An 18,643-nucleotide genomic window follows, 5' to 3' on the forward strand; every position below is an offset into this window, starting at 1 on the left:
CGCACCCCCCCTGCCGGTTGCCGCGCAATGGCCTTACACGGGCTTGAGCGCGGCGCGGATTTGGCAACGTCCGTCAGAAGCCTGTGGCGCACAACCCCGGCTGCAAACGGCGATCTGACCCCGAAGAGGCGAATGTCATGAAGGATTCCGCGCAGATACCCCCCACAGATTCCACCCTTGACGCAAAGCCTGATGCTGACGCGCCCGTTCCCGGCGTGGATGTGCAGGTGTGCATTGTCACGGGCCTTTCCGGCGCTGGCAAAAGCACGGCGCTCAAGGTTTTTGAAGACATGGGCCACTTTGTGGTCGACGGGCTGCCCGTGAGCCTTGTCATGGAAATGGTGGACATGATGTCGCGCCCCTCCATGAGCCATTTCAAGGGCATCGCTCTGGGTATGGACCTGCGCCAGAGCAATTTTGTGGAAGACATCAACGACTGCCTGAGCATGCTTGCGGGCAAAAACATCCGCCCCATGCTGCTTTTTCTTGAGGCCAACAATCAGGAACTCATTCGCCGCTACGCTTCGACACGCCGCCCGCATCCGCTGGAACGCGAGGGCATGGGCCTTGAGGCGGCGCTGCTGGCAGAGCGCAGCAGCCTGCGCCCTCTGCGCGAAATGGCTGATCTGGTCATCGACACCTCGCGTTTTTCCATCCATGACCTGCGGCGCGCCATCCAGAAGCGCTGGAGCGGCAACAAGGGCAAGCTGCGGGCCATCAGGGTCAACGTGATTTCTTTTGGCTTCAAATACGGTGTACCGCGCGAGGCTGATCTGGTTTTTGACCTGCGTTTTCTGGCAAATCCCTATTTTGTGGACGAGCTGCGCCCCATGAGCGGCAAGGACAAACCCGTTGCCGACTATGTGTTCAATTCGCCCCACGCCCGCGAATACCGCGACAAGCTGGTTGATCTGCTGTTTTTCATGCTGCCGCTCATGGAGGCCGAAGGCCGCTACCGCATAACCGTGGCCGTGGGCTGTACCGGCGGCCGCCACCGCTCGGTGGCAATGGCCGAAGAAATTTTACAGGCGCTGCGGCAGGCTGATTATCCGGCTTTTCTGGAGCATCGGCACCTTGAACTTGGCTAAAAAAGCTGGCACGTTCTGTTGCGTGAGGTTGTCATGACGGACGAAAACAAGAAGACTCAGGTTGGAATCATTCTGGTTTCGCATGCCGACTATGGTTCGGCCATGCTGCGCACCGCCGAATTCATACTCGGGCAGCAGAGCGACTGCAGCTCCATCAGTGTTGACGTGGCGCACGAGGTTTCCGAAACCGTTCGCCGCCTTACAGACGCAACCCAGCGGCTCGACAAGGGCGCGGGCGTCATTATTCTTACCGATATGTTTGGCGGCACGCCCACCAATCTTGCGCTTTCGCTGCTGGCAACCCATAAGGTTGAGGTTGTTACCGGCGTTAACTTGCCCATGCTGCTCAAGGTGTTTACCTCGCGTGACAAGGAGCTTGAAGAAGTGGCCCGCATAGCTGGCGAGGCAGGTGCAAAAGGCATTGTGGTTGCGGGCAGCATGCTGCGCAACAAACGTGACAAAGCCGATAGCTAGTATGTGGTTTCGCGTGGACAATCGCCTGGTTCACGGCCAGGTAATCGAGGCCTGGTTACCCTACACAGGGGCGCGACATCTGGTGGTAGCCAACGACGAACTTGCGGACGACATAATGCGGCAGCAGATAATTGAACTGGCAGTGCCGCAGCGCGTGATGACCCATTTCATCAGCGTAAAGGAACTGGCTGCCACGCTCAATTCCTGCGGCGATGACTGTTTTGTGCTGTTTGCCAATTGTCAGGATGCGCGGCGCGCCTGTGATGCCGGCATCCTCATGCAGGTGCTGAACATGGGCAACCTGCACTACGCGCCGGACAAGCTACAGGTGCTGCCCCATGTGGCCCTTTCCGCACAGGACAGGGAAGACCTGCACGTTATACAGGATCATCTTGTGCAGCTTGATTTTCGCTGCGTTCCCACAGAGACAGTTCGAGGCCCCAATGATCAACTTTTCTGATGTATTCGCTGCTGGGGCTCCCTACGCTTTTTTTTTGCCCTGGCTGGCGCTGCGCGTTCAACCTGCATCGTTGGCCTTGTAGACCGCCCCATCTGTCTGGCCCTGTTCGCGGGCTTTTTTACCGGCGACTGGTCGCTGGCTCTCCCCCTTGGCATAATCATCGAACTGCTCTGGCTTGACGCGCTGGAACTTGGCAGCGTGGTGCCGCCGTATGGCAGCCTGAGCTTTCTGCTGGTGTTTCCCCTGTGCAGGCAGTTTGGGCTGGATCAGCCCGGTATGGCGCTGTTGCCGCTCATACTTGCAATGATGGCGGCGTACACGGCGAGCTGGTGTGAACAGCGCCAGCGCATCAGCCTGAACCCGATGGTGGATGCCGTGGTGGCGTGGGGGAGCGGCAGCGGGGGAGCATCGCCGGGGCGGGTTATTCTGCGGGCCGGGCTGTGCCGCGCCTTGTGGCAGGCGGCGCTGTATATTGCGTGCTTTGGGCTGATTTATATGCTGCTGGCGGTGCTTTCGGCGCATCATGCCATACCGGCCCTGCGGGCGGTGACGTGGTCGGCCCTGTATGTGGCGGCCCTGCTTGGGGCGGTGCTGTCGCTGCGCACACGGCAGGCCTACGCCGTGCTTGTGGGAACGCTGGGCGCGCTGGCCTTGCTCATTTGGGGCGGCAACTAGAAGCGGCGCAACTGAGAAGTGGCGGCAACAGGGTAGTGGGCGGGTGGAGAAACTGCTGTGGTTCGGCTTGGCCGCGCATTCGTCTTGAGTTACGCGGCCCCCCTTGCGCCTACCGGGAGAGCGACAACCTCCTAAGTTGTAGACTGCCTGTTGCAGGCCATAGTTGCGGGGAGTCCGGCAATTATCGGCACCTGGCCTTTTCCCCCGCCAGCGTAACTTGGATTCTTACCCATGCCACGCGCGGCAAAAGTGCCAGCCATGTACAAGATGCTTGCTGCCTGTGGAACCGTAGACGCCTAGCTTGACATGACCCTAAAGAATTACTACAAAATTCGGATTGCGCTCGTAGCTCAGTTGGATAGAGCGACAACCTCCTAAGTTGTAGGCCACAGGTTCGATTCCTGTCGGGCGCACCATATTTAAGGGCACATGAAGATGATCTTCATGTGCCCTTTTTGCCTTTGTACTAAGTCGTGGTGGTAGAATAAAAAATTTCAATTTCAATAATGCTTGATGATTTGTAAAATCCCGTAAGTTTTTTAAAAATACATAATAATATTTAAAAAATATAGCATGTAATATTCTAATTTTGTTCGCTAAAATAGTAATATTAGATATTTTTTATCATATAAGTTGGTTGAACTAATTTATATTTAAAATATATTACGCCTAAAGACAGAAGTTTTGTGCTGCGAGGGCAACTCACAAGATATTTTGTCTTAATAAAAAGGAGGTGTTTATGAAACATGGCACTTCCATAAAAAAGTTTATTGCTGCAACCCACTTAACTTATATTATTTATGAAAGCAATTTTTGAACTTTTATTGATGCAGTCCTCAACTTCTTTCGGATTCTGTGGGAACTTGAGACTCCTTCAGGGTTTAAGTTCAGACCTTTTGGCTTAAGTGTAGCTGAGTAAATAATAAGGCGGAAGTAATTAAACTTTTCCACTACTTGTAGTGGTTTTTTTGTTGATACTGCATAAAACATATGTAAATGGAGAAAAAATGAAGCTGTATAAAATTAAAATCCAAGGATTTCGAAGAATATACAATGCCGAAGTCGTATTTGGTGATGCTACGTTCTTAATCGGATCAAATAATGTTGGGAAAAGTAGTGTATTTGCAGCAATAGAGCATTTATTGAAGCCTGGAAAGTCTTCAATTAGCGTTGATGATTTTCATCAATGTATTGATGATGAAGGAAATCAATGTGGTTTGACTGACACTATTGTTTTAGAGGGGGAGTTTCGTGACGTTCCTGAGGAAGCGAAAGAATGGCGTGGATTCAGAGGCCGACTGTTGCCTTATGTTGTGCCCCAAGGAAGCAACGAATCTGGATTAAGCATAATATATAAAAAGACATTCAAGATTGATAGCCTTGATCCGACTGTAGAAGTCTTATCGTATAAGAGAAATCCTGCGCCAGGTTTTGATTCTGCAAATAGTATTGAAGATTTGATTGCTGCTGGAATGACTCCGGAAGGTGCAATAGATTTTTTCGGAAAAGACTCTGGTAAACTTTCACCCAAGCAAAGAGTACTACTTGAAGAGTATAATAATGCTTGGGTCACTGAAAATAGTGAGCCTTTATGGGTCAGCAATCCTGGTGGATTTTCTGCAATTTTTGCGTCAAAGCTTCCAGTGTTTATTTCTATTCCAATTGATGATGGGCGATTACAAATAACAGAAAAAAGTGGTGCTCTTGAAAAAATAATGAATGAATTATTTAATGAAGTTAGAAGTGTATCTGAAAATTATAAAAAGGCTGAAAAATATCTTCAAGATCTGTCACTTGAGCTTGATCCATCGGATGAAAATACGCAATTTGGAATGTTAATGAATGAATTGAATGATGTTTTAGGGAGTGTCTTTGATCAGGCACAATTTTATGCAAAGGCAGACTTATCAAAAGCTGAAAATGTAATTAAACCTTGTTTTCAATATTCAATGTCAAGTAACGTAAGAACTCCAATTTCCTTACAAGGATCAGGAATGATCCGTTCTGCTGTTTTTGCTTTACTAAAATTTCGGCAACAATGGTTTTCAGCGCGTGGAAAAGAACCAACACGTGGATTTATAATCGGTTTTGAAGAACCTGAGATATACTTGCATCCGAATGCCGCTAATCAAATGCGTGATACTATATATGAACTTACTAAAGGTGACGTTCAGATTGTGTGCACGACACACTCCCCTTTCATGGTCGACCTGAACAAAAAAGAACGGCAGGTTTTGAATTGCTTGCGCCATGATGGAACTGGAATTTGTTGTAACCCATTTTCAATTACAGAAAAGTTTTTAGAATTACAAAATGATGATAGGCAATATATTAAAATGTTGTTACGAATGGATGATTATGCTTCTCGGATATTTTTTGCAGAATATATTGTTATTGTTGAGGGTGATACTGAGGAAATAGTCTTTCGTGAAACCATTCGCAGAATGCCAGAAGCAATACGTAAGAAAATTTATTCTTGCGTTCAAATTTTTAAGGCGAGAGGTAAACCAGTTATAATCTCACTTGTAAAATACCTTCAAGCATTTGGTATTAAGCCTTTTGTAGTGCATGACGCTGACACCGGTACAGCTGGAGCGGAACAGTTTAACGATAAAATTATGGAAGCTGTTGGTGATCGTGATTTTGTGTTGCTTTTACACACATGTATTGAAGACGAGTTGGGGTATCCTGCTCCTACTAGTGATAAGCCATTTAAAGCATATCAGCATGTAACTAGCTGGGGGCAGACATGGGATGATGTTCCAAAAAGTTGGAGGAAAAAGATGCAAAAAGTATTTTCAAAATATTTTAACTAAATGAGGTGCAAGACATTCCCTCACCTCTTCTGCAACCACGCGCAGAGCTTCTGGTAGAGCAGCGACACTGAAACGGGCTTGGCGATAAAGTCGTTCATGCCAGCCTCGATGCACAGTTCCCGGTCTTCGGCAAAGGCGTTGGCTGTCATGGCGATAATGGGGATTGCGGCCCCTTCGGGGAGCAGGCGAATCTGCCGGGTGGCCTCCAGTCCGTTGATGTGCGGCATCTGCATATCCATAAGTATCAAGTCATAGGTAGCGGCCTGCACCCGCTCAATGGCCTTGCCGCCGTCTTCCGCAAGGTCAACGATAAAGCCCACGTCTTCCAGCAGGGCCTGGGCAATCTCACGGTTGATAGGCTCGTCTTCCACCAGCAGAATGCGCTTGTTGCCAAGCTTTTGCCGGATGGTGCGTTCCGCATCCTCAGCGCTGACTCTGGTCGGTTCGTTGTGCGGGGGCGCGTCTTTGCGCAGCACGGCAGCGAAGCGAAAAAGATTTTTTTCTGCGAGGTGTTTGTCTTTTTTGGCTTCGGCTGCAGAACTATATTTTTGTTTTTGGCTTCGGCTGTTATTTTAAAGTAGTTTAACAAGGAACGAAATAGCATGAGGTGGAACGTTAAAGCATATGTATTTTTAATTGCCTCAGCATATACTGTGTGTTGTATCGTAACGGTCTGATTCTTCACAATAAGAAGCAAGCAATCTCAGATAGATGTGTATTGAAAGCGTCTATGTGCTTGCTAATGCGGTATGACTAGAGTAATTTTTTATAAGGTCTTTTGACTCACCAGCGTTAGCAACTCCAGGCTTAGGGATAACCATTCTGAGAGGTGCCAGATGCAGCAAAGTCGTAGAAAATTCCTGTCTCTTTCATCTACAGCAGTCCTGCTCGCAATCGGTGCTGACCTTGGCTTTGGAGGCTTACTCCAAGCCGCAACGACAAATTTTAATTCTACGCAACTACCAGTTCCGAGCAAGTCGGGCCTCTTTGGGCTGCTCGCCCCTGAAGAAAAATTTACTCTCACGGCAGCGGAGGTAAAAGGAGCACTGCCCGCAACGGGCGCGTCCATGCTTGCCTATTCTGCCCAGTATAAAGGAGAGTCATACCTGAACCCTATCCTTGTATTGCGCAAAGGGCAGCCTTTTGAAACGACGCTAGTAAACGGCCTTGATGAGCCAACCATCATTCATTGGCATGGCGTAGACTGCCCCTGGAAACAGGCAGGGCATCCATCGTATGCCATTGGGCCGAAGAGTAGCTATGAGTATTCTTTTCCAATCACAAACCGGGCAGGTACCTACTGGTATCATCCACATCCCCACGGTCTGACGGCAAAACAAGCATACATGGGCTTGGCTTCTTTCTTCATAGTCCGTGATGACGAGGAAGAATCCTTTGCCAAAGAATATGATTTCCGCCTGGGCGAGACAGATATTCCCCTTGTAATTCAGGACAAGCGCCTTACACATGATGGCCGCCTGGATTATTCCCCATCCAAGGATGATTTGATGATGGGCTATATGGGAGACACCATACTGGTCAACGGCCAGAGCAACCCCACACTCAAAACTTCCACACGTTTGTACCGCTTCCGCCTGCTCAATGGATCCACCGCCCGTATCTACAACCTTTCGTTCATTTCAGATGGCAGGCAGCTTCCCTTCCTGCTGATCGGCAACGATGGCGGCTTTCTTCCTGCACCACAACAAATTGACGGCCTCTTCCTTTCCCCCGGTGAGCGCGCGGACATACTGCTGGATATGAGCAGCTTCTCCCTGGGGAACGAAATATTTCTTCAAAATGTGCCCTTCGATCCCATGCACAATGAAGGAGAAATGATGGGAATGAGCGGCATGATGAACATGGAGCATTCAACAGGCGCAGCTTCCATGAGTCACGCGAACGGCAGCGGTAGCCAGCATGCTATGGGCGCTGGTGGACATGCCGGAAGTCACGGTAGTCTGGGCGAGGGCAGCACTTATCCCGTTTTGAGGCTGCTGGTGGATAAAAAGGTTACTTATGCCAGAAAACTACCAACGAATCTTTTTGACATTCCCGCCCCCCGCATCGAGGGATTTGATCGCCCCATTAGTTTAGCCATGAGGCATATGGGCGGCTGGACTATTAATGATCACACTTTTGATATGAACAGTTTGCCCATAGTTGTAAAAAAACGTGGCCCTGAAATTTGGCGTATCAGTAATGCCAAAGCCAGCATGCCCCATCCCATGCACCTGCATGGATACTTTTATCGTGTGCAGGAAAGGAGCGGCAGCCCCACGCAAGTGAAAAATCGTGCTGTGGATGCTCACGGGCGGCTTGCTACGGATCTCGGCTACAAGGATACCGTACTGGTCTGGCCTGGTGAGACGGTCACTGTGAGTATCGATTTTTCCAGCCCGCAATATCCTGGGGAGCAACTGTTCCTCTTTCATTGCCATAACCTTGAGCATGAAGATCAAGGGATGATGCTTAATGTTAAAATTGCCTAGGCTGTGAGAACGCAGCCCCGCGTGGAACGCTGGCAGCAGGGTTGCCCAGTATGTGAGACTTATCTAGCTGGACATTTCATATTAATTTGATATGTAATAAAAACGTATTCAAAAAAAGTCGCGCCCTCAAAAAAGGAGAACGCTCATGAAATCTTCAAAAATTATTCTTCCCATCCTTCTGGCCGCAACAATGGTTGGCACCACTGCCTATTCAACCACAGCGGCGGCCATGGACGGAAAAATGGGAGGTTGTGGCATGATGGGGGGGGCTGAAATGGACCCCATGATGCCGCATATGGGCATGGGGGCAATCCCTCCCGGTATGGTCAAGCATGTCAAAGGTCAGCTGAAGCCCGAACAGGTGGCTCCGTTTGACGCAGCCCTGAAGGATTACAGCAAAAAAATTGAGCCCACGCAGCAGGCATTGTTTGTTAAGCATGAAGAACTGAAAGCCCTGCAACATGCGACAAACCCGGATGTGAAGGCTGTAAGCAAGACTGCTACCGAGCTTGCGCAGCTTTTCAGCAAACTCAAATCTGAGCGTGAAGCCTTTGAAGACAAAATTGCAAAAGATTTTGGCATCAAAGATCTGCACGGCGGCATGATGGGTGGCATGATGGGCGGTGGAATGATGGGCGGCATGAAGCACGATGCCATGGGGCAGACTCCCCCTGCAGCCGCAGCGGATCAAGCGCCCGCGGGACACGAAGGACACAAGCAATAAAAGAAGATCGTTGAACAAAATCTGATTATATGGATTGGGGCCGAGGGATTTGTTAATCCTCCGGCCCCAATTATTTTTAGCTAGTGGCAATTTGCCTTTTTCACCCCTTCTGCAACCACGCGCAGAGCTTCTGGTAGAGCAGCGACACTGAAACGGGCTTGGCGATAAAGTCGTTCATGCCAGCCTCGATGCACAGTTCCCGGTCTTCGGCAAAGGCGTTGGCTGTCATGGCGATAATGGGGATTGCGGCCCCTTCGGGGAGCAGGCGAATCTGCCTGGTGGCCTCCAGTCCGTTGATGTGCGGCATCTGCATATCCATAAGTATCAAGTCATAGGTAGCGGCCTGCACCCGCTCAATGGCCTTGCCGCCGTCTTCCGCAAGGTCAACGATAAAGCCCACGTCTTCCAGCAGGGCCTGGGCAATCTCACGGTTGATAGGCTCGTCTTCCACCAGCAGAATGCGCTTGCTGCCAAGCTTTTGCCGGATGGTGCGTTCCGCATCCTCAGCGCTGACTCTGGTTGGTTCGTTGTGCGGGGGCGCGTCTTTGCGCAACACGGCAGTGAACCAGAACGTGCTGCCTTTGCCCTCCACGCTGGTCATCCCCGCCTTACCGCCCATGAGTTCCGCAAGCTTTTTGGTGATGGCAAGGCCAAGGCCTGTGCCGCCGTATTTGCGGCTCATGGAATTATCCGCCTGCTCAAATGCGCTGAACAGGCGCGGCTGCATTTCCGGGTTGATGCCAATGCCTGTGTCTTCCACCTCAAAGCGGTACGTCACAGTGCTGTCTGTCTGCGATTCCGGGCGCACTGCCACCTTAACATAGCCGTGATCCGTAAACTTGAGCGCATTGGTGGCGAGGTTGAGCAGGGCCTGCTGCAACCGGCTGTCATCGCCATAGACGGGGCAGGTTTCTGGCGCAGCGTCCACAATCAGCTCAATGCCTTTCTCCTGCGCCTTCTGCCCCAGAATGGAAGTGATGTTCTCAAGCAGGGTAGAAACATGCACTGGCACATGTTGCAACACGAACTTTCCGGCTTCAATTTTTGATAATTCAAGAACATTATTGATGATTTCCAGCAAATGACTGCTGGCGATCTCGATCTTGGTGAGCTTTTCCACCTGATTGGGGGTGAGGCCCGATTTGCGCAAAATATGGATCATGCCCGTGATGGCGTTCAGGGGGGTGCGAATCTCGTGGCTCATGTTGGCGAGGAAGGCGCTCTTGGCAACGCTGCCAGCCTCTGCCGCATTTTTGGCAATAATCAGATCCTGGGTGCGCGACTCCACCAGCGCCTCCAGCCGTTCACGGTGGGCCGCAAGCTCGGCCTCAACCTGCTTGCGCTCTGTGATATCCCTGACCAGTCCGATGGCAATCCACCGACCCTGCATGTTCATGGTAGACAGCGCAAGCTCAATGGCAAATTCTTGCCCATCCTTGCGCAGGGCGCTCAATTCAACGCCAGAACCCAGAAAATCCCCCTGGCCGCTGAGGCAAAAATCTTTCAGACCTTCAGCCATTTTATCGCGATAGCGGGGCGGCACCAAAAATTCGTGCAAAACGCGCCCCATCACCTCGTCTGCCGTATAGCCAAAAATGGTCTCCGCCGCCTTGTTCCAAAAGATGATGTGCCCGGAGCAATCCAGCAGAATCAGCGCGTCCTTGATGCTGTTTGTGGTCAGGCGGAAGCGCTCCTCATTCTCGCGCAGGGTTTGCTCGCGCTTCTGGATTTCAGCGCCCATCCTGTTGATGCATTCGGCCAGATCGCCAATTTCATCCTTGCCCATTGTATCGACCCGCGCGCTGTAATCGCCTGCGGCGAGCTTTTGGGTGCTTTCTTCCAACCGCGCCAAACGGGCAACAACGTATTTGTTGAGCAGGGAGCCAAGCGCAAGCAAGAGCACAAGATACCCCAGAATGTGCATCACAATCTGGAATATCCATTCAGAATAATACTGGTGGCGCAGTTCTTCAGACGGCAAGAAAATGCTCAAAACTCCACGGAGGTCGCCAACATTGTAGTCGTATGAATCAGCATAGGCCGCAGCAATGGCCTGGGGGGCGTTCTCGCGGCAGCCATGACATCGCAGGCAGTATTCTTCAACCTTGATGGGGCTGGTATAGTGATAGAAGGAAAGGCCGTTCTCTTTCACTTCAACCATCCGGCTTTTGGCGGAAGGGTTGGCCCGGAACCATGCCAGGGCGTCAAGCTCAAGAGGATTTGCCATGTTGGCGGGATTGCGCGGCCTGTCAGACACATTGCTGAACCTGAGCCCGCTGGTGCTCCAGTTATGGAATTCTGCCGAAATTCTGGAGAGCGCATGCGCAGGCAAAAAACCGATGGTGGCATCGGTTACGGGCAGGTCGCTTTCAATGAACTGTTTTTGATAAACACGGCGGGTGGACATGATAATGGCGCGGAAGTCCTCTGCATCACGCAGCAATTCTGTGCGGATGGAAGACTCAATTTCGCGATAACCAAAATAGATATCAGCACAAACGATTATGCTGATAATTGCAGCGGTAAGGCACCAAACCTTGTACTTGATGCGCATAGCAGCCTCTCAGTCAGCCTATGGCACGTTATCAGTCTCAGGCCCGTGGTCTTGTGATGTGCGGTGTATCTGGTGATGCGGGAAGGTGAAGCAGGAAAAACAGACTAATAACAAGTTATGACTTGGAAAATGCCTTGTATTGTCTGTATGAATCAGAATTTTTGTGAATATACAGTCGTATGATGATTATGTCAAAATAATACTCATATCTTATGAGTTTATTTCAATATTTAAAAAACCATATATTTTATGCTGATAGATGTGTGATGATTTTTACGCGCAGTATGTAACCATTTTTTTATTGTTAGGTTGCTAATTAAAAGCATGTCCATGTTCACATATTTGCAGTAACACATCATTATAGTTATTGCCCTGCGGCTTGTGCTCCTGCGGCAAGGCGCAAAAAGCGCTCTGCAAGCAGGTTGGGGGCAAGCATTACCTTGGCGGCGGCAGAGGTTTGTACGGTGCCGCTCACGCTCATGGGCTGGCTGTTGTCTGCCCTTTCAATTTCTGCTTCCAGGGCGGCGCGCAGGCGCTGGAACGATTCTTCCACTTCCGGGTATTCGTTGGTTTCGCGCCAGGGCAGGGTGAGGCTGCGTGTCCACGAATGCCCTTTGTGCGATGGTGCCTCAAGGGTGTGAAAACGGGTGGGGGTGTAGCCCTGCGCCCGCTCGAACAGGCCGGGATAGCAGTAATCCTGCCGCTCTTCTTCTGGCTGCGGAATGGTTGAAACTATGCTTACTATGGGCAGGGCCAGGGCTTTTTCGTGTTCTTCAAGCCGCACGGAATATTGCAGGATGGGCCGCATGTAGCCTCGTTTTTTGGTTATTTTCCATTCAATATGCATGGCGACCTCGTGTGGTGCTTGGGTGCTGGTTGGAGGCTGGCATCATTTGCTGATCTGACGCATGCGGCAAACCGCTGGCCGATGCTGGGGGCCTGCTGTGGGCGGCTCGGGCAATTGGTTAATGCGCTTAATTCTGGCGGTCGGTTCAGACCGCGCCCAGCGCGGCCGCAGGTTCCGTCAGGCATACCACCTGACCGAATGGCGGCTGTTGCTCGTGCGGGGCGCTGCAAATCCACAGCACAGGATATTCCGGCTCGGCGGGGTAGCGGTCGCACTCCAGATCGGTAAACCAGATCAGGCAGGTGGGGGCCAGCCGCTCGTCTTCAATATGGGCGCACACAGGGCGGTAATCCGTACCGCCGCCGCCAACTGGCGCCAGGCTGGCGGGCATGTCCATGCGCGTAAGCGTTAGGGTTTTCTGCACCTTGGTGTCATGAAACAGTACTGTGAGCGTGGTGTCGTAGGCTTCAAGCACGGTTGCAAGCTCTGCGCAAAACATGGCCAGCGCCTGCTCGTCCACAGAGCCGGAGCAGTCCACGGCCAGCGCCACGTGGGGCAGGCGGGCCTCACGCCGGGCAGGCAGGTAGATGTTCTGGTACAGATAGCGGCGGTTGGGCGTTGTCCACGAATAGTCGTTTTGCGCGCACTGCTCCAAAAAACGCTGCAAAAGCGTGCGCCAGTCCAGCTTGGGCCGCCACGCCCGGTCAAGCTGACGGGCCAGACCTGCGGGCATGCTGCCCATGTTGCGGGCGCGCTGCATGGCCTGCATCATGGCTATATCCGCCTCCTGCTCGGCGGCCTTGAGGGCCTGATCGCTCTGCATGCCTTGCGCATCTGGGTGATCCTGCACCTCGCCGGTGAAGCTGGTTTTGCCCTCTGATTGTTCCGGGCGGCCTTTTTCGCGTTTGGCTGCGGCCTTGTTGCCAGCGGCGGACTGCGGGTCGGCGTCTTCGTCCTTTTGCTGCTTGCTGTTTTGCGCGCCTTGCGGGGTGGGCTGCTCCGGTTGCTCTGTCTGCTTGCCACCATCAAAGGCCGCTGCGCCAGCGCCTTCTGTCTGTTCCGCGCCCTGCGCAACCTGCGCGTTCTGCCCGCCCTTGTTGGTGGGGGCGTCTTGCAGGCTTGCCAATGCGTCAAAAATTTCATCCGCATTCATGCCCGCATAGGCCGGATTGTGGGCAAAGCCCTGAGGCAGGGTAAAGCCGGACTCCACCAAGATGTGATTGATTGCCAGATCGCAGGCGCGGTTCCACAGTTTTGCATCGCGCCCCTTGCGGCGCAGATGATGCCCGAAGGCCAGATGCAGAACCTCGTGCGCCATTGCCCCCACCAGCGATTTTTGCGAAAGGGCCGTGGAGAATGCCGGGTTGTAGCCAAGGGTTTTGCCGTCTGTCCACATATCTGCGCAGGTTGGGTCTGCCTTTAAGCGCAGGCGCAGGGCCAGAGAGCCGAAGAAGGGATGCTCCATGACCAACGCTGCGCGGGCGTGCGTGATGCAGTGCTGGGCCGCCAGAGTTGCAGCATCAGCGTCCGCTGCGGTTGCGGTTGGCTTTTGCTGGGTAGATGGCTGGTTCTCGAATGTGTGCATGGCTTAGAGCAGAACTTCCGCGTTTTTTTCTGCCCAGCGGTTGAAGGCCGGGGTGTTCACCACATCCGTATTCTGGCAGACGGCGTCGCGCATCAGCAATACGCTGAATTCTGCGGGCAGGCGCTCGGCATAGGCGGTAAGGGCATCCATGGTGTCTTCTGCCGCGCGCAGGCTCAGCGCCTCGCACGTGGCGTACAGGGCGGCTGGCTCCTGAGGCACCATTGCGGCCTCTGGCTGCGCCAGGATGGAATCCACCGTGGGCAGCTCGCGCCATACGGAGAGAAAGCCCATGAACTCCGCCGCGGCTGCGGGGCCGACTGTGCCCTGAAACAGCTCGTATTCCACCTCGTGGGCAGGTGTAGCCTCCAGTATGCGCGAAACAAATTCCCACGAGCGGGGCGAGGCAAAGGCTTTTTCCATGCGCTGCGGGTCAAAATCGTGCAGCAGCCGGGGGCGAAAACGCAAAAAGGCGCATACCTCGCGGCGAATGCCCGCTCCCTGCGCCCAGGCGAGCCAGTCGTCAAGGCTGGCGTCAAATTCCAGATGCACCATGCGGTTAGCCAGGGCAGAAGGCATGCGGTACGAGACTGCCTTGTCCTTTTCCCGATTGCCAGCGGCCACGATAGACCAGCCATCCGGCAAGCGGTATTCGCCAATGGCTCTGTCGAGTATGAGCTGATAGCAGGCCGCCTGCACCAGCGGCGGGGCGGCGTTGAGTTCATCAAGAAAGAGTATGCCTTGCGGTGGGTCGCCCGCCCCTGGCAAAAAAGCAGGCGGGCACCATACGGCGGTTCCAGCATCTGTAAGGCGCGGCAAGCCGCGCAGATCAACGGGGTCAAGCAGCACGGCGCGGATATCGCGCAGGGCCATGCCCCGCATGGCGGCGACTTGGGACACTATCTGGCTTTTGCCCACTCCCGGCGCGCCCCACAAAAATACGGGCTGATGAATGCTGGTGAGGGTCTGCAGAGCGGAAATAACCTGTAAAGGCGTCATGTTTCTTCCTGAACTAGCTGTGATTGGAGGAGGGCAGCGTGCATTTGTTCGCGGCTGAGGCACTTGATGAACCAGGAAAATGAAGGAAAAGAAAATGAAAGTCAATATCAGTCAAAAATGCAGGAGATGGACACGAAGAAATAGAGGCATGGCGGGGGAGGTTGCCCCGCTTCGGCGCGAGCCTTGCCACCGCACAGCATCGCAAACTCAAAGTGCCCTTAGTGTGCGGATGGCTTCACATTGTCTTGTGGCTGCTGGAAGTGCAGTCGCTTTGGGTGCTGATCAGCCCCTTAATGTCGCGCAGGGGCGGCGTGCCGAACTGGCGGCGATATTCGCGGCTGAATTGCGAGGGGCTTTCGTACCCCACCTGAAAGGCGGCGCTGGTGGCGTCCAGATGCTCCATGAACATGAGGCGTCTGGCCTCGTGCAGGCGCATCCACTTTTGGTATTGCAGCGGGCTCATGCTGGTCATTGCGCGAAAATGCAAATGGAAGGTTGAAGTGCTCATGCCGATCTGTCTGGCAAGGCTGTCTATCTTCAAGGGCTGGACGTAGTTTTTCTTGAGCCAGTCAATGGCCTGCGCGATCTGGAAGCCATGGCTGCCAGCAGCTACGATCTGGCGCAGATAATGCCCCTGTTCGCCCAGCAGAAGGCGATAAAGTATCTCTTTGTGAATCAGGGGCGAGAGCACGGCGATATCCTGCGGGTGGTCGTGCAGGTCAAGCAGCCGCTGAAAGGCGTTGAGCAAGGGCATGCACACCTCGCTGACCCGCATGCCGCGCCCGGATTTTGCCGCGCGTGTGACTGGCAGATTGCTGTCCACCATCATCTGGGCCAGCATGCGCATATCAAGCTTGAGCACCATGCCCAGCAGCGGCACTTCCGGGCTGGCCTCCACCACATTTGCCACCACCGGCAAGCCGACAGAAGAAATCAGGTAGTGGTTGGCATCATACAGATATTCTTCACCCCCCAGCATAACGCGCTTGGCACCCTGGGCAACAAGGCAGATAGTTGGCTCGTACATGCAGCTTGCGGGCTGGGTCGGCGCTTCGTACCGCACAAGCACAAGGCCCGGCACTGCCGTTTCCAGACGGTGGTTTTGCTCGGTCTGGCGGGCAATGTTGCGGGCCAGCGCCTGCCGCTGAATATTGAGCATGTCGCATTTTTCTTTGTCTTGCTGGGGCATGGTCGTTCTCCCTTTCTGGCTTTTTACCAGAAGAGCATGGATAAAAACAACACAATAGTTTGAATCATCGGACAATCGGGCAATAATTTGGGAGAATCGGACTATACGCTTTTTGCTAAGGCTCTTAAAAGAATAAAGCAGCGGCTGGGGTATAGCGAGCACGTTTGCGTGCCTGACGCAAAGGCAGTTTGACAGCAAAAATGCCTGATAAAAAGTTAAAGTAATAGTTTAAATATTTGGGTTGAAGTTCACAAAAACGCCCTTGAATAGCTAGAATCTGCGTCTGACCAGCAACTGGCAAGGGATTAAATACCTACAAAGCAGCATATGGAGCGAGTAATGAAAAACATCCTGATTTTTTGCGGCAGCCCACGCAAGGGCGGTAATTCTGATCTCTTGTGCGAGCAGTTTATGGCGGGAGCGCAGGAGGCAGGCCATAAGGTGGAAAAGATTTTTGTGCAGGAACATAAAATCGCTCCATGTCTTGGCTGTGGGTACTGCCAGAGCCATGAGGGAGCCTGCGTGCAAAAGGACGGCATGGAAACCATGCTGGAAAAAATGATCAAGGCCGATGTTCTTGTGCTGGCCTCGCCCGTGTATTTCTATTCTGTGAGCGCGCAGATAAAAGCCCTCATGGACAGGACAGTTGCTCGCTACACTGAAATCAAGAACAAGATCATGTATTACATTATTGCCGCTGCGGACCCTGATTTGTCGCACATGGAGCGAACCATCGAGTGCTTCAGGGGTTTTGCCTACTGCCTTGAAGGATCGGTGGAAAAGGGCGTTGTGTACGGCGTTGGCGCGTGGAACAAGGGTGATATAAAGGGCTCCCCCAGCATGGCGCAGGCCTTTGAAATGGGCAAAAACGTGTAGAGGCAGCACATGCGGTGTGCCGGATCGCCGCCATCATGCAGAAATAGGCAAGAATCAAACTGTATTGTCTATTCCCTGTTGCGGGCAAAATACCTATATTGCGCACGGGCGGCGGCAGCCTGCCCTATTTTTCCAGATGCACACCTCTTGCCGGGGCTTTATGAAGATACTGTATTACGATTGCTTTGCCGGAATCAGCGGCGATATGAATCTGGCCGCCCTGATTGATCTTGGGGTCAGCCCCGATTATCTCAAGGCAGAATTGGCCAAGCTCGCCATTGATGACGAGTTTGCGCTCCAGTGTCAGCCAGAAAAATGCAACGGCATTCAGGGGATGCAGGTTCATGTGCGCTTGAACGGTCACCAGCACGGGCACAGCCACGGTCATGAACACCCTCACGGGCATGAGCACAACCCCGCGCAGGGTAGTCACCTGCCCCACAGGAATCTGGCCGACATCACAGCAATCATCACGCAAAGCACACTGGCAGACCCGGTCAAACAGACGAGCCTGAACATATTCCGCCGCATTGCCGAGGCAGAAGCCAAAGTGCATGGCAAGGCTTTGGAAGACGTGCACTTTCACGAAGTTGGCGCTACGGATTCCATTGTGGACATCGTGGGCGCAGCCATCTGTTTTCATGCCCTTGATGTTGATGCCGTGTGGTCTTCGCCCCTGGAGCTTGGTGGCGGTTTTGTGCGCTGCGCGCACGGCATGATGCCAGTTCCTGCCCCGGCGACAGTCGAGATTCTTCATGGCATCCCCACCACACGCGGCGGGGTGGAGCATGAGGCCACAACCCCAACCGGGGCGGCCATCATTGCCGCTCTGGCCCATGTCTTCAAGGCAGCCCCGGCCATGACAACCCTGAGCACGGGTTACGGCATCGGCCACCGCCAAACAGAGCGGCCCAATATGCTGCGGGTACATCTTGCGGAAGTGGACGAAGTTGCGGTCGCTGGCCCAGCCAGTTGATTCTGCCTGCTCTGGCGTAATCTTGACGCTACAGATTGTACGGGGCAAATAAAGATCGCGGGCAATGAAGCCCGATCATGTCGGAGTAGAAGTATGTCAGGTGGTTCACTGGAAAAACTGCTCACAGATATCAGGGACGGAAGCCTCTCTGTTGCCGATGGCATGAATCTGCTGCGCGAGAGTTCGGTGCTTGATCTTGGGCACACCAAGTTTGATTTGCAGCGTCCGGCGCGCAATGGCTTTCCTGAGGTCATTTACGGCGAGGGCAAAACCCCTGAGCAGGTGGGCGAAATATTCCTCCGCGTGGGCGACCGCAGCAATGTGCTGGCCACAAGGGTTTCGGCAGAAATGGCGGCCCATGTGCAGTCGGTGTGCCCCAATGCCGAATACAATCCTCTTGGGCGCGCCCTTACGCTTGTCGTCAAGCCCATTGTCTGGAAGCAGGGCGAAGTTGCCATTGTTACCGCGGGCACCTCTGACCTGCCCGTGGCGGAAGAAGCCCGTGAGACCTGCCGCATGCTTGGCGTGCGCGCAAAAATTCTTGCAGATGTAGGCGTGGCGGGCATCCACCGCCTGATCAACAACTTGCCGGAGGTGCTTGCCGCCCGCGCCGTCATTGTGATTGCGGGCATGGAGGGCGCACTGGCGAGCGTGGTCGGCGGTCTGGTGCCGCAGCCCGTTGTGGCGGTTCCCACCTCTGTGGGCTATGGGGCATCGTTTGCGGGGTTGTCCGCCTTGCTTGGCATGCTCACCTCCTGCGCCAGCGGCGTCACTGTGACCAATATCGACAACGGCTTCGGCGCTGCCTGCGCCGCCTGCCGCATTATCAATGCCTGCGAGGGCAACAGCAAAACCTAAAACCTGAACGGTCCGGCAGCGGACACTTGCCTT

The 18,643-nt window shown here is 53.3% G+C and carries 15 protein-coding genes, 1 tRNA gene and 1 pseudogene; 11 read left to right on the forward strand and 6 right to left on the reverse strand.

All coding sequences use genetic code 11. The features are described 5' to 3' along the window. Positions 1–137: 137 nt before the first annotated feature. The 6 genes from rapZ (at position 138) to ACUZ9Q_RS06545 (ending at position 5,513) form a co-directional block, all read left to right on the forward strand. The gene (gene rapZ, locus ACUZ9Q_RS06520) at positions 138–1,088 is read left to right on the forward strand and encodes an RNase adapter RapZ (protein WP_022657415.1); all 951 of its coding nucleotides are present in this window, start codon (positions 138–140) and stop codon (positions 1,086–1,088) included. A 33-nt stretch (positions 1,089–1,121) separates the two neighbouring features. After that, positions 1,122–1,562 carry a PTS sugar transporter subunit IIA gene (locus tag ACUZ9Q_RS06525; RefSeq protein ID WP_215648471.1) on the forward strand — a complete coding sequence of 147 codons (441 nt, stop codon included), beginning with the start codon at positions 1,122–1,124 and terminating at the stop codon, positions 1,560–1,562. A 1-nt stretch (position 1,563) separates the two neighbouring features. After that, a complete protein-coding gene (locus ACUZ9Q_RS06530) occupies positions 1,564–2,022 on the forward strand; it encodes a PTS sugar transporter subunit IIB (protein WP_192111661.1) in 459 nt (152 codons plus the stop codon). A gap of 198 nt (positions 2,023–2,220) precedes the next feature. Then, positions 2,221–2,697 carry a hypothetical protein gene (locus ACUZ9Q_RS06535; protein WP_449247557.1) on the forward strand — a complete coding sequence of 159 codons (477 nt, stop codon included), beginning with the start codon at positions 2,221–2,223 and terminating at the stop codon, positions 2,695–2,697. Positions 2,698–3,036: 339 nt separating this feature from the next. Next, positions 3,037–3,113 (forward strand) — tRNA-Arg (locus ACUZ9Q_RS06540). Between the two features lie 591 nt (positions 3,114–3,704). After that, positions 3,705–5,513 (forward strand): ATP-dependent nuclease, encoded by a 1,809-nt coding sequence (locus ACUZ9Q_RS06545; RefSeq protein WP_449247558.1) that lies wholly within the window; start codon positions 3,705–3,707, stop codon positions 5,511–5,513. Between the two features lie 20 nt (positions 5,514–5,533). Here the strand turns inward: ACUZ9Q_RS06545 and ACUZ9Q_RS06550 are convergent, their stop codons facing one another. After that, the gene (locus tag ACUZ9Q_RS06550) at positions 5,534–5,989 is read right to left on the reverse strand and encodes a response regulator (RefSeq protein ID WP_233482831.1); all 456 of its coding nucleotides are present in this window, start codon (positions 5,987–5,989) and stop codon (positions 5,534–5,536) included. Between the two features lie 360 nt (positions 5,990–6,349). On the opposite strand from ACUZ9Q_RS06550, the gene ACUZ9Q_RS06555 reads away from it, so the two are divergent. Together ACUZ9Q_RS06555 and ACUZ9Q_RS06560 are read left to right on the forward strand one after the other, a co-directional pair. Next, the gene (locus tag ACUZ9Q_RS06555) at positions 6,350–8,005 is read left to right on the forward strand and encodes a multicopper oxidase family protein (RefSeq protein WP_449247559.1); all 1,656 of its coding nucleotides are present in this window, start codon (positions 6,350–6,352) and stop codon (positions 8,003–8,005) included. Between the two features lie 145 nt (positions 8,006–8,150). Further along, on the forward strand, positions 8,151–8,729 hold the full coding sequence (locus tag ACUZ9Q_RS06560; protein WP_449247560.1) for a periplasmic heavy metal sensor: 579 nt from the start codon (positions 8,151–8,153) through the stop codon (positions 8,727–8,729). A gap of 100 nt (positions 8,730–8,829) precedes the next feature. Here the strand turns inward: ACUZ9Q_RS06560 and ACUZ9Q_RS06565 are convergent, their stop codons facing one another. From ACUZ9Q_RS06565 to ACUZ9Q_RS06585, 5 genes are all read right to left on the reverse strand, one after another. Further along, positions 8,830–11,283, reverse strand: a complete 2,454-nt coding sequence (locus ACUZ9Q_RS06565) for a response regulator (RefSeq protein WP_449247561.1) — start codon at positions 11,281–11,283, stop codon at positions 8,830–8,832. A gap of 364 nt (positions 11,284–11,647) precedes the next feature. Continuing rightward, positions 11,648–12,130 carry a hypothetical protein gene (locus tag ACUZ9Q_RS06570; RefSeq protein WP_215648612.1) on the reverse strand — a complete coding sequence of 161 codons (483 nt, stop codon included), beginning with the start codon at positions 12,128–12,130 and terminating at the stop codon, positions 11,648–11,650. Positions 12,131–12,275: 145 nt separating this feature from the next. After that, positions 12,276–13,715 (reverse strand): vWA domain-containing protein, encoded by a 1,440-nt coding sequence (locus tag ACUZ9Q_RS06575; protein WP_449247562.1) that lies wholly within the window; start codon positions 13,713–13,715, stop codon positions 12,276–12,278. A gap of 3 nt (positions 13,716–13,718) precedes the next feature. Beyond that, entirely contained in the window at positions 13,719–14,711 is a 993-nt protein-coding gene (locus tag ACUZ9Q_RS06580) for an AAA family ATPase (RefSeq protein ID WP_449247563.1), read from the reverse strand. Between the two features lie 235 nt (positions 14,712–14,946). Further along, positions 14,947–15,900 (reverse strand): AraC family transcriptional regulator N-terminal domain-containing protein, encoded by a 954-nt coding sequence (locus ACUZ9Q_RS06585; RefSeq protein WP_449247564.1) that lies wholly within the window; start codon positions 15,898–15,900, stop codon positions 14,947–14,949. Positions 15,901–16,239: 339 nt separating this feature from the next. Here ACUZ9Q_RS06585 and ACUZ9Q_RS06590 point away from each other — a divergent pair, with 339 nt between their 5' ends. The 3 genes and pseudogenes from ACUZ9Q_RS06590 to larB all read left to right on the forward strand — a co-directional run bounded on the left by ACUZ9Q_RS06590 (position 16,240) and on the right by larB (position 18,610). Continuing rightward, positions 16,240–16,776 carry a flavodoxin family protein gene (locus ACUZ9Q_RS06590; protein WP_227119121.1) on the forward strand — a complete coding sequence of 179 codons (537 nt, stop codon included), beginning with the start codon at positions 16,240–16,242 and terminating at the stop codon, positions 16,774–16,776. 160 nt (positions 16,777–16,936) lie between these two features. Continuing rightward, positions 16,937–17,725: pseudogene (locus ACUZ9Q_RS06595) on the forward strand (LarC family nickel insertion protein); the annotation flags it as partial. Between the two features lie 120 nt (positions 17,726–17,845). Then, a complete protein-coding gene (gene larB, locus ACUZ9Q_RS06600; RefSeq protein ID WP_192111675.1) occupies positions 17,846–18,610 on the forward strand; it encodes a nickel pincer cofactor biosynthesis protein LarB in 765 nt (254 codons plus the stop codon). Positions 18,611–18,643: the final 33 nt, after the last annotated feature.

The organism is Desulfovibrio desulfopostgatei, assembly GCF_053570645.1.

Coding starts and splice junctions, on each gene's coding strand:
- ACUZ9Q_RS06530 (WP_192111661.1), top strand. CDS start 1,564: ATGTGGTTTCGCGTGGACAATCGCCTGGTTCACGGCCAGGTAATCGAG.
- ACUZ9Q_RS06585 (WP_449247564.1), bottom strand. CDS start 15,900: ATGCCCCAGCAAGACAAAGAAAAATGCGACATGCTCAATATTCAGCGG.
- ACUZ9Q_RS06560 (WP_449247560.1), top strand. CDS start 8,151: ATGAAATCTTCAAAAATTATTCTTCCCATCCTTCTGGCCGCAACAATG.
- larB (WP_192111675.1), top strand. CDS start 17,846: ATGTCAGGTGGTTCACTGGAAAAACTGCTCACAGATATCAGGGACGGA.
- ACUZ9Q_RS06525 (WP_215648471.1), top strand. CDS start 1,122: ATGACGGACGAAAACAAGAAGACTCAGGTTGGAATCATTCTGGTTTCG.
- ACUZ9Q_RS06565 (WP_449247561.1), bottom strand. CDS start 11,283: ATGCGCATCAAGTACAAGGTTTGGTGCCTTACCGCTGCAATTATCAGC.
- ACUZ9Q_RS06575 (WP_449247562.1), bottom strand. CDS start 13,715: ATGCACACATTCGAGAACCAGCCATCTACCCAGCAAAAGCCAACCGCA.
- ACUZ9Q_RS06570 (WP_215648612.1), bottom strand. CDS start 12,130: ATGCATATTGAATGGAAAATAACCAAAAAACGAGGCTACATGCGGCCC.
- ACUZ9Q_RS06590 (WP_227119121.1), top strand. CDS start 16,240: ATGAAAAACATCCTGATTTTTTGCGGCAGCCCACGCAAGGGCGGTAAT.
- ACUZ9Q_RS06580 (WP_449247563.1), bottom strand. CDS start 14,711: ATGACGCCTTTACAGGTTATTTCCGCTCTGCAGACCCTCACCAGCATT.
- rapZ (WP_022657415.1), top strand. CDS start 138: ATGAAGGATTCCGCGCAGATACCCCCCACAGATTCCACCCTTGACGCA.
- ACUZ9Q_RS06555 (WP_449247559.1), top strand. CDS start 6,350: ATGCAGCAAAGTCGTAGAAAATTCCTGTCTCTTTCATCTACAGCAGTC.
- ACUZ9Q_RS06545 (WP_449247558.1), top strand. CDS start 3,705: ATGAAGCTGTATAAAATTAAAATCCAAGGATTTCGAAGAATATACAAT.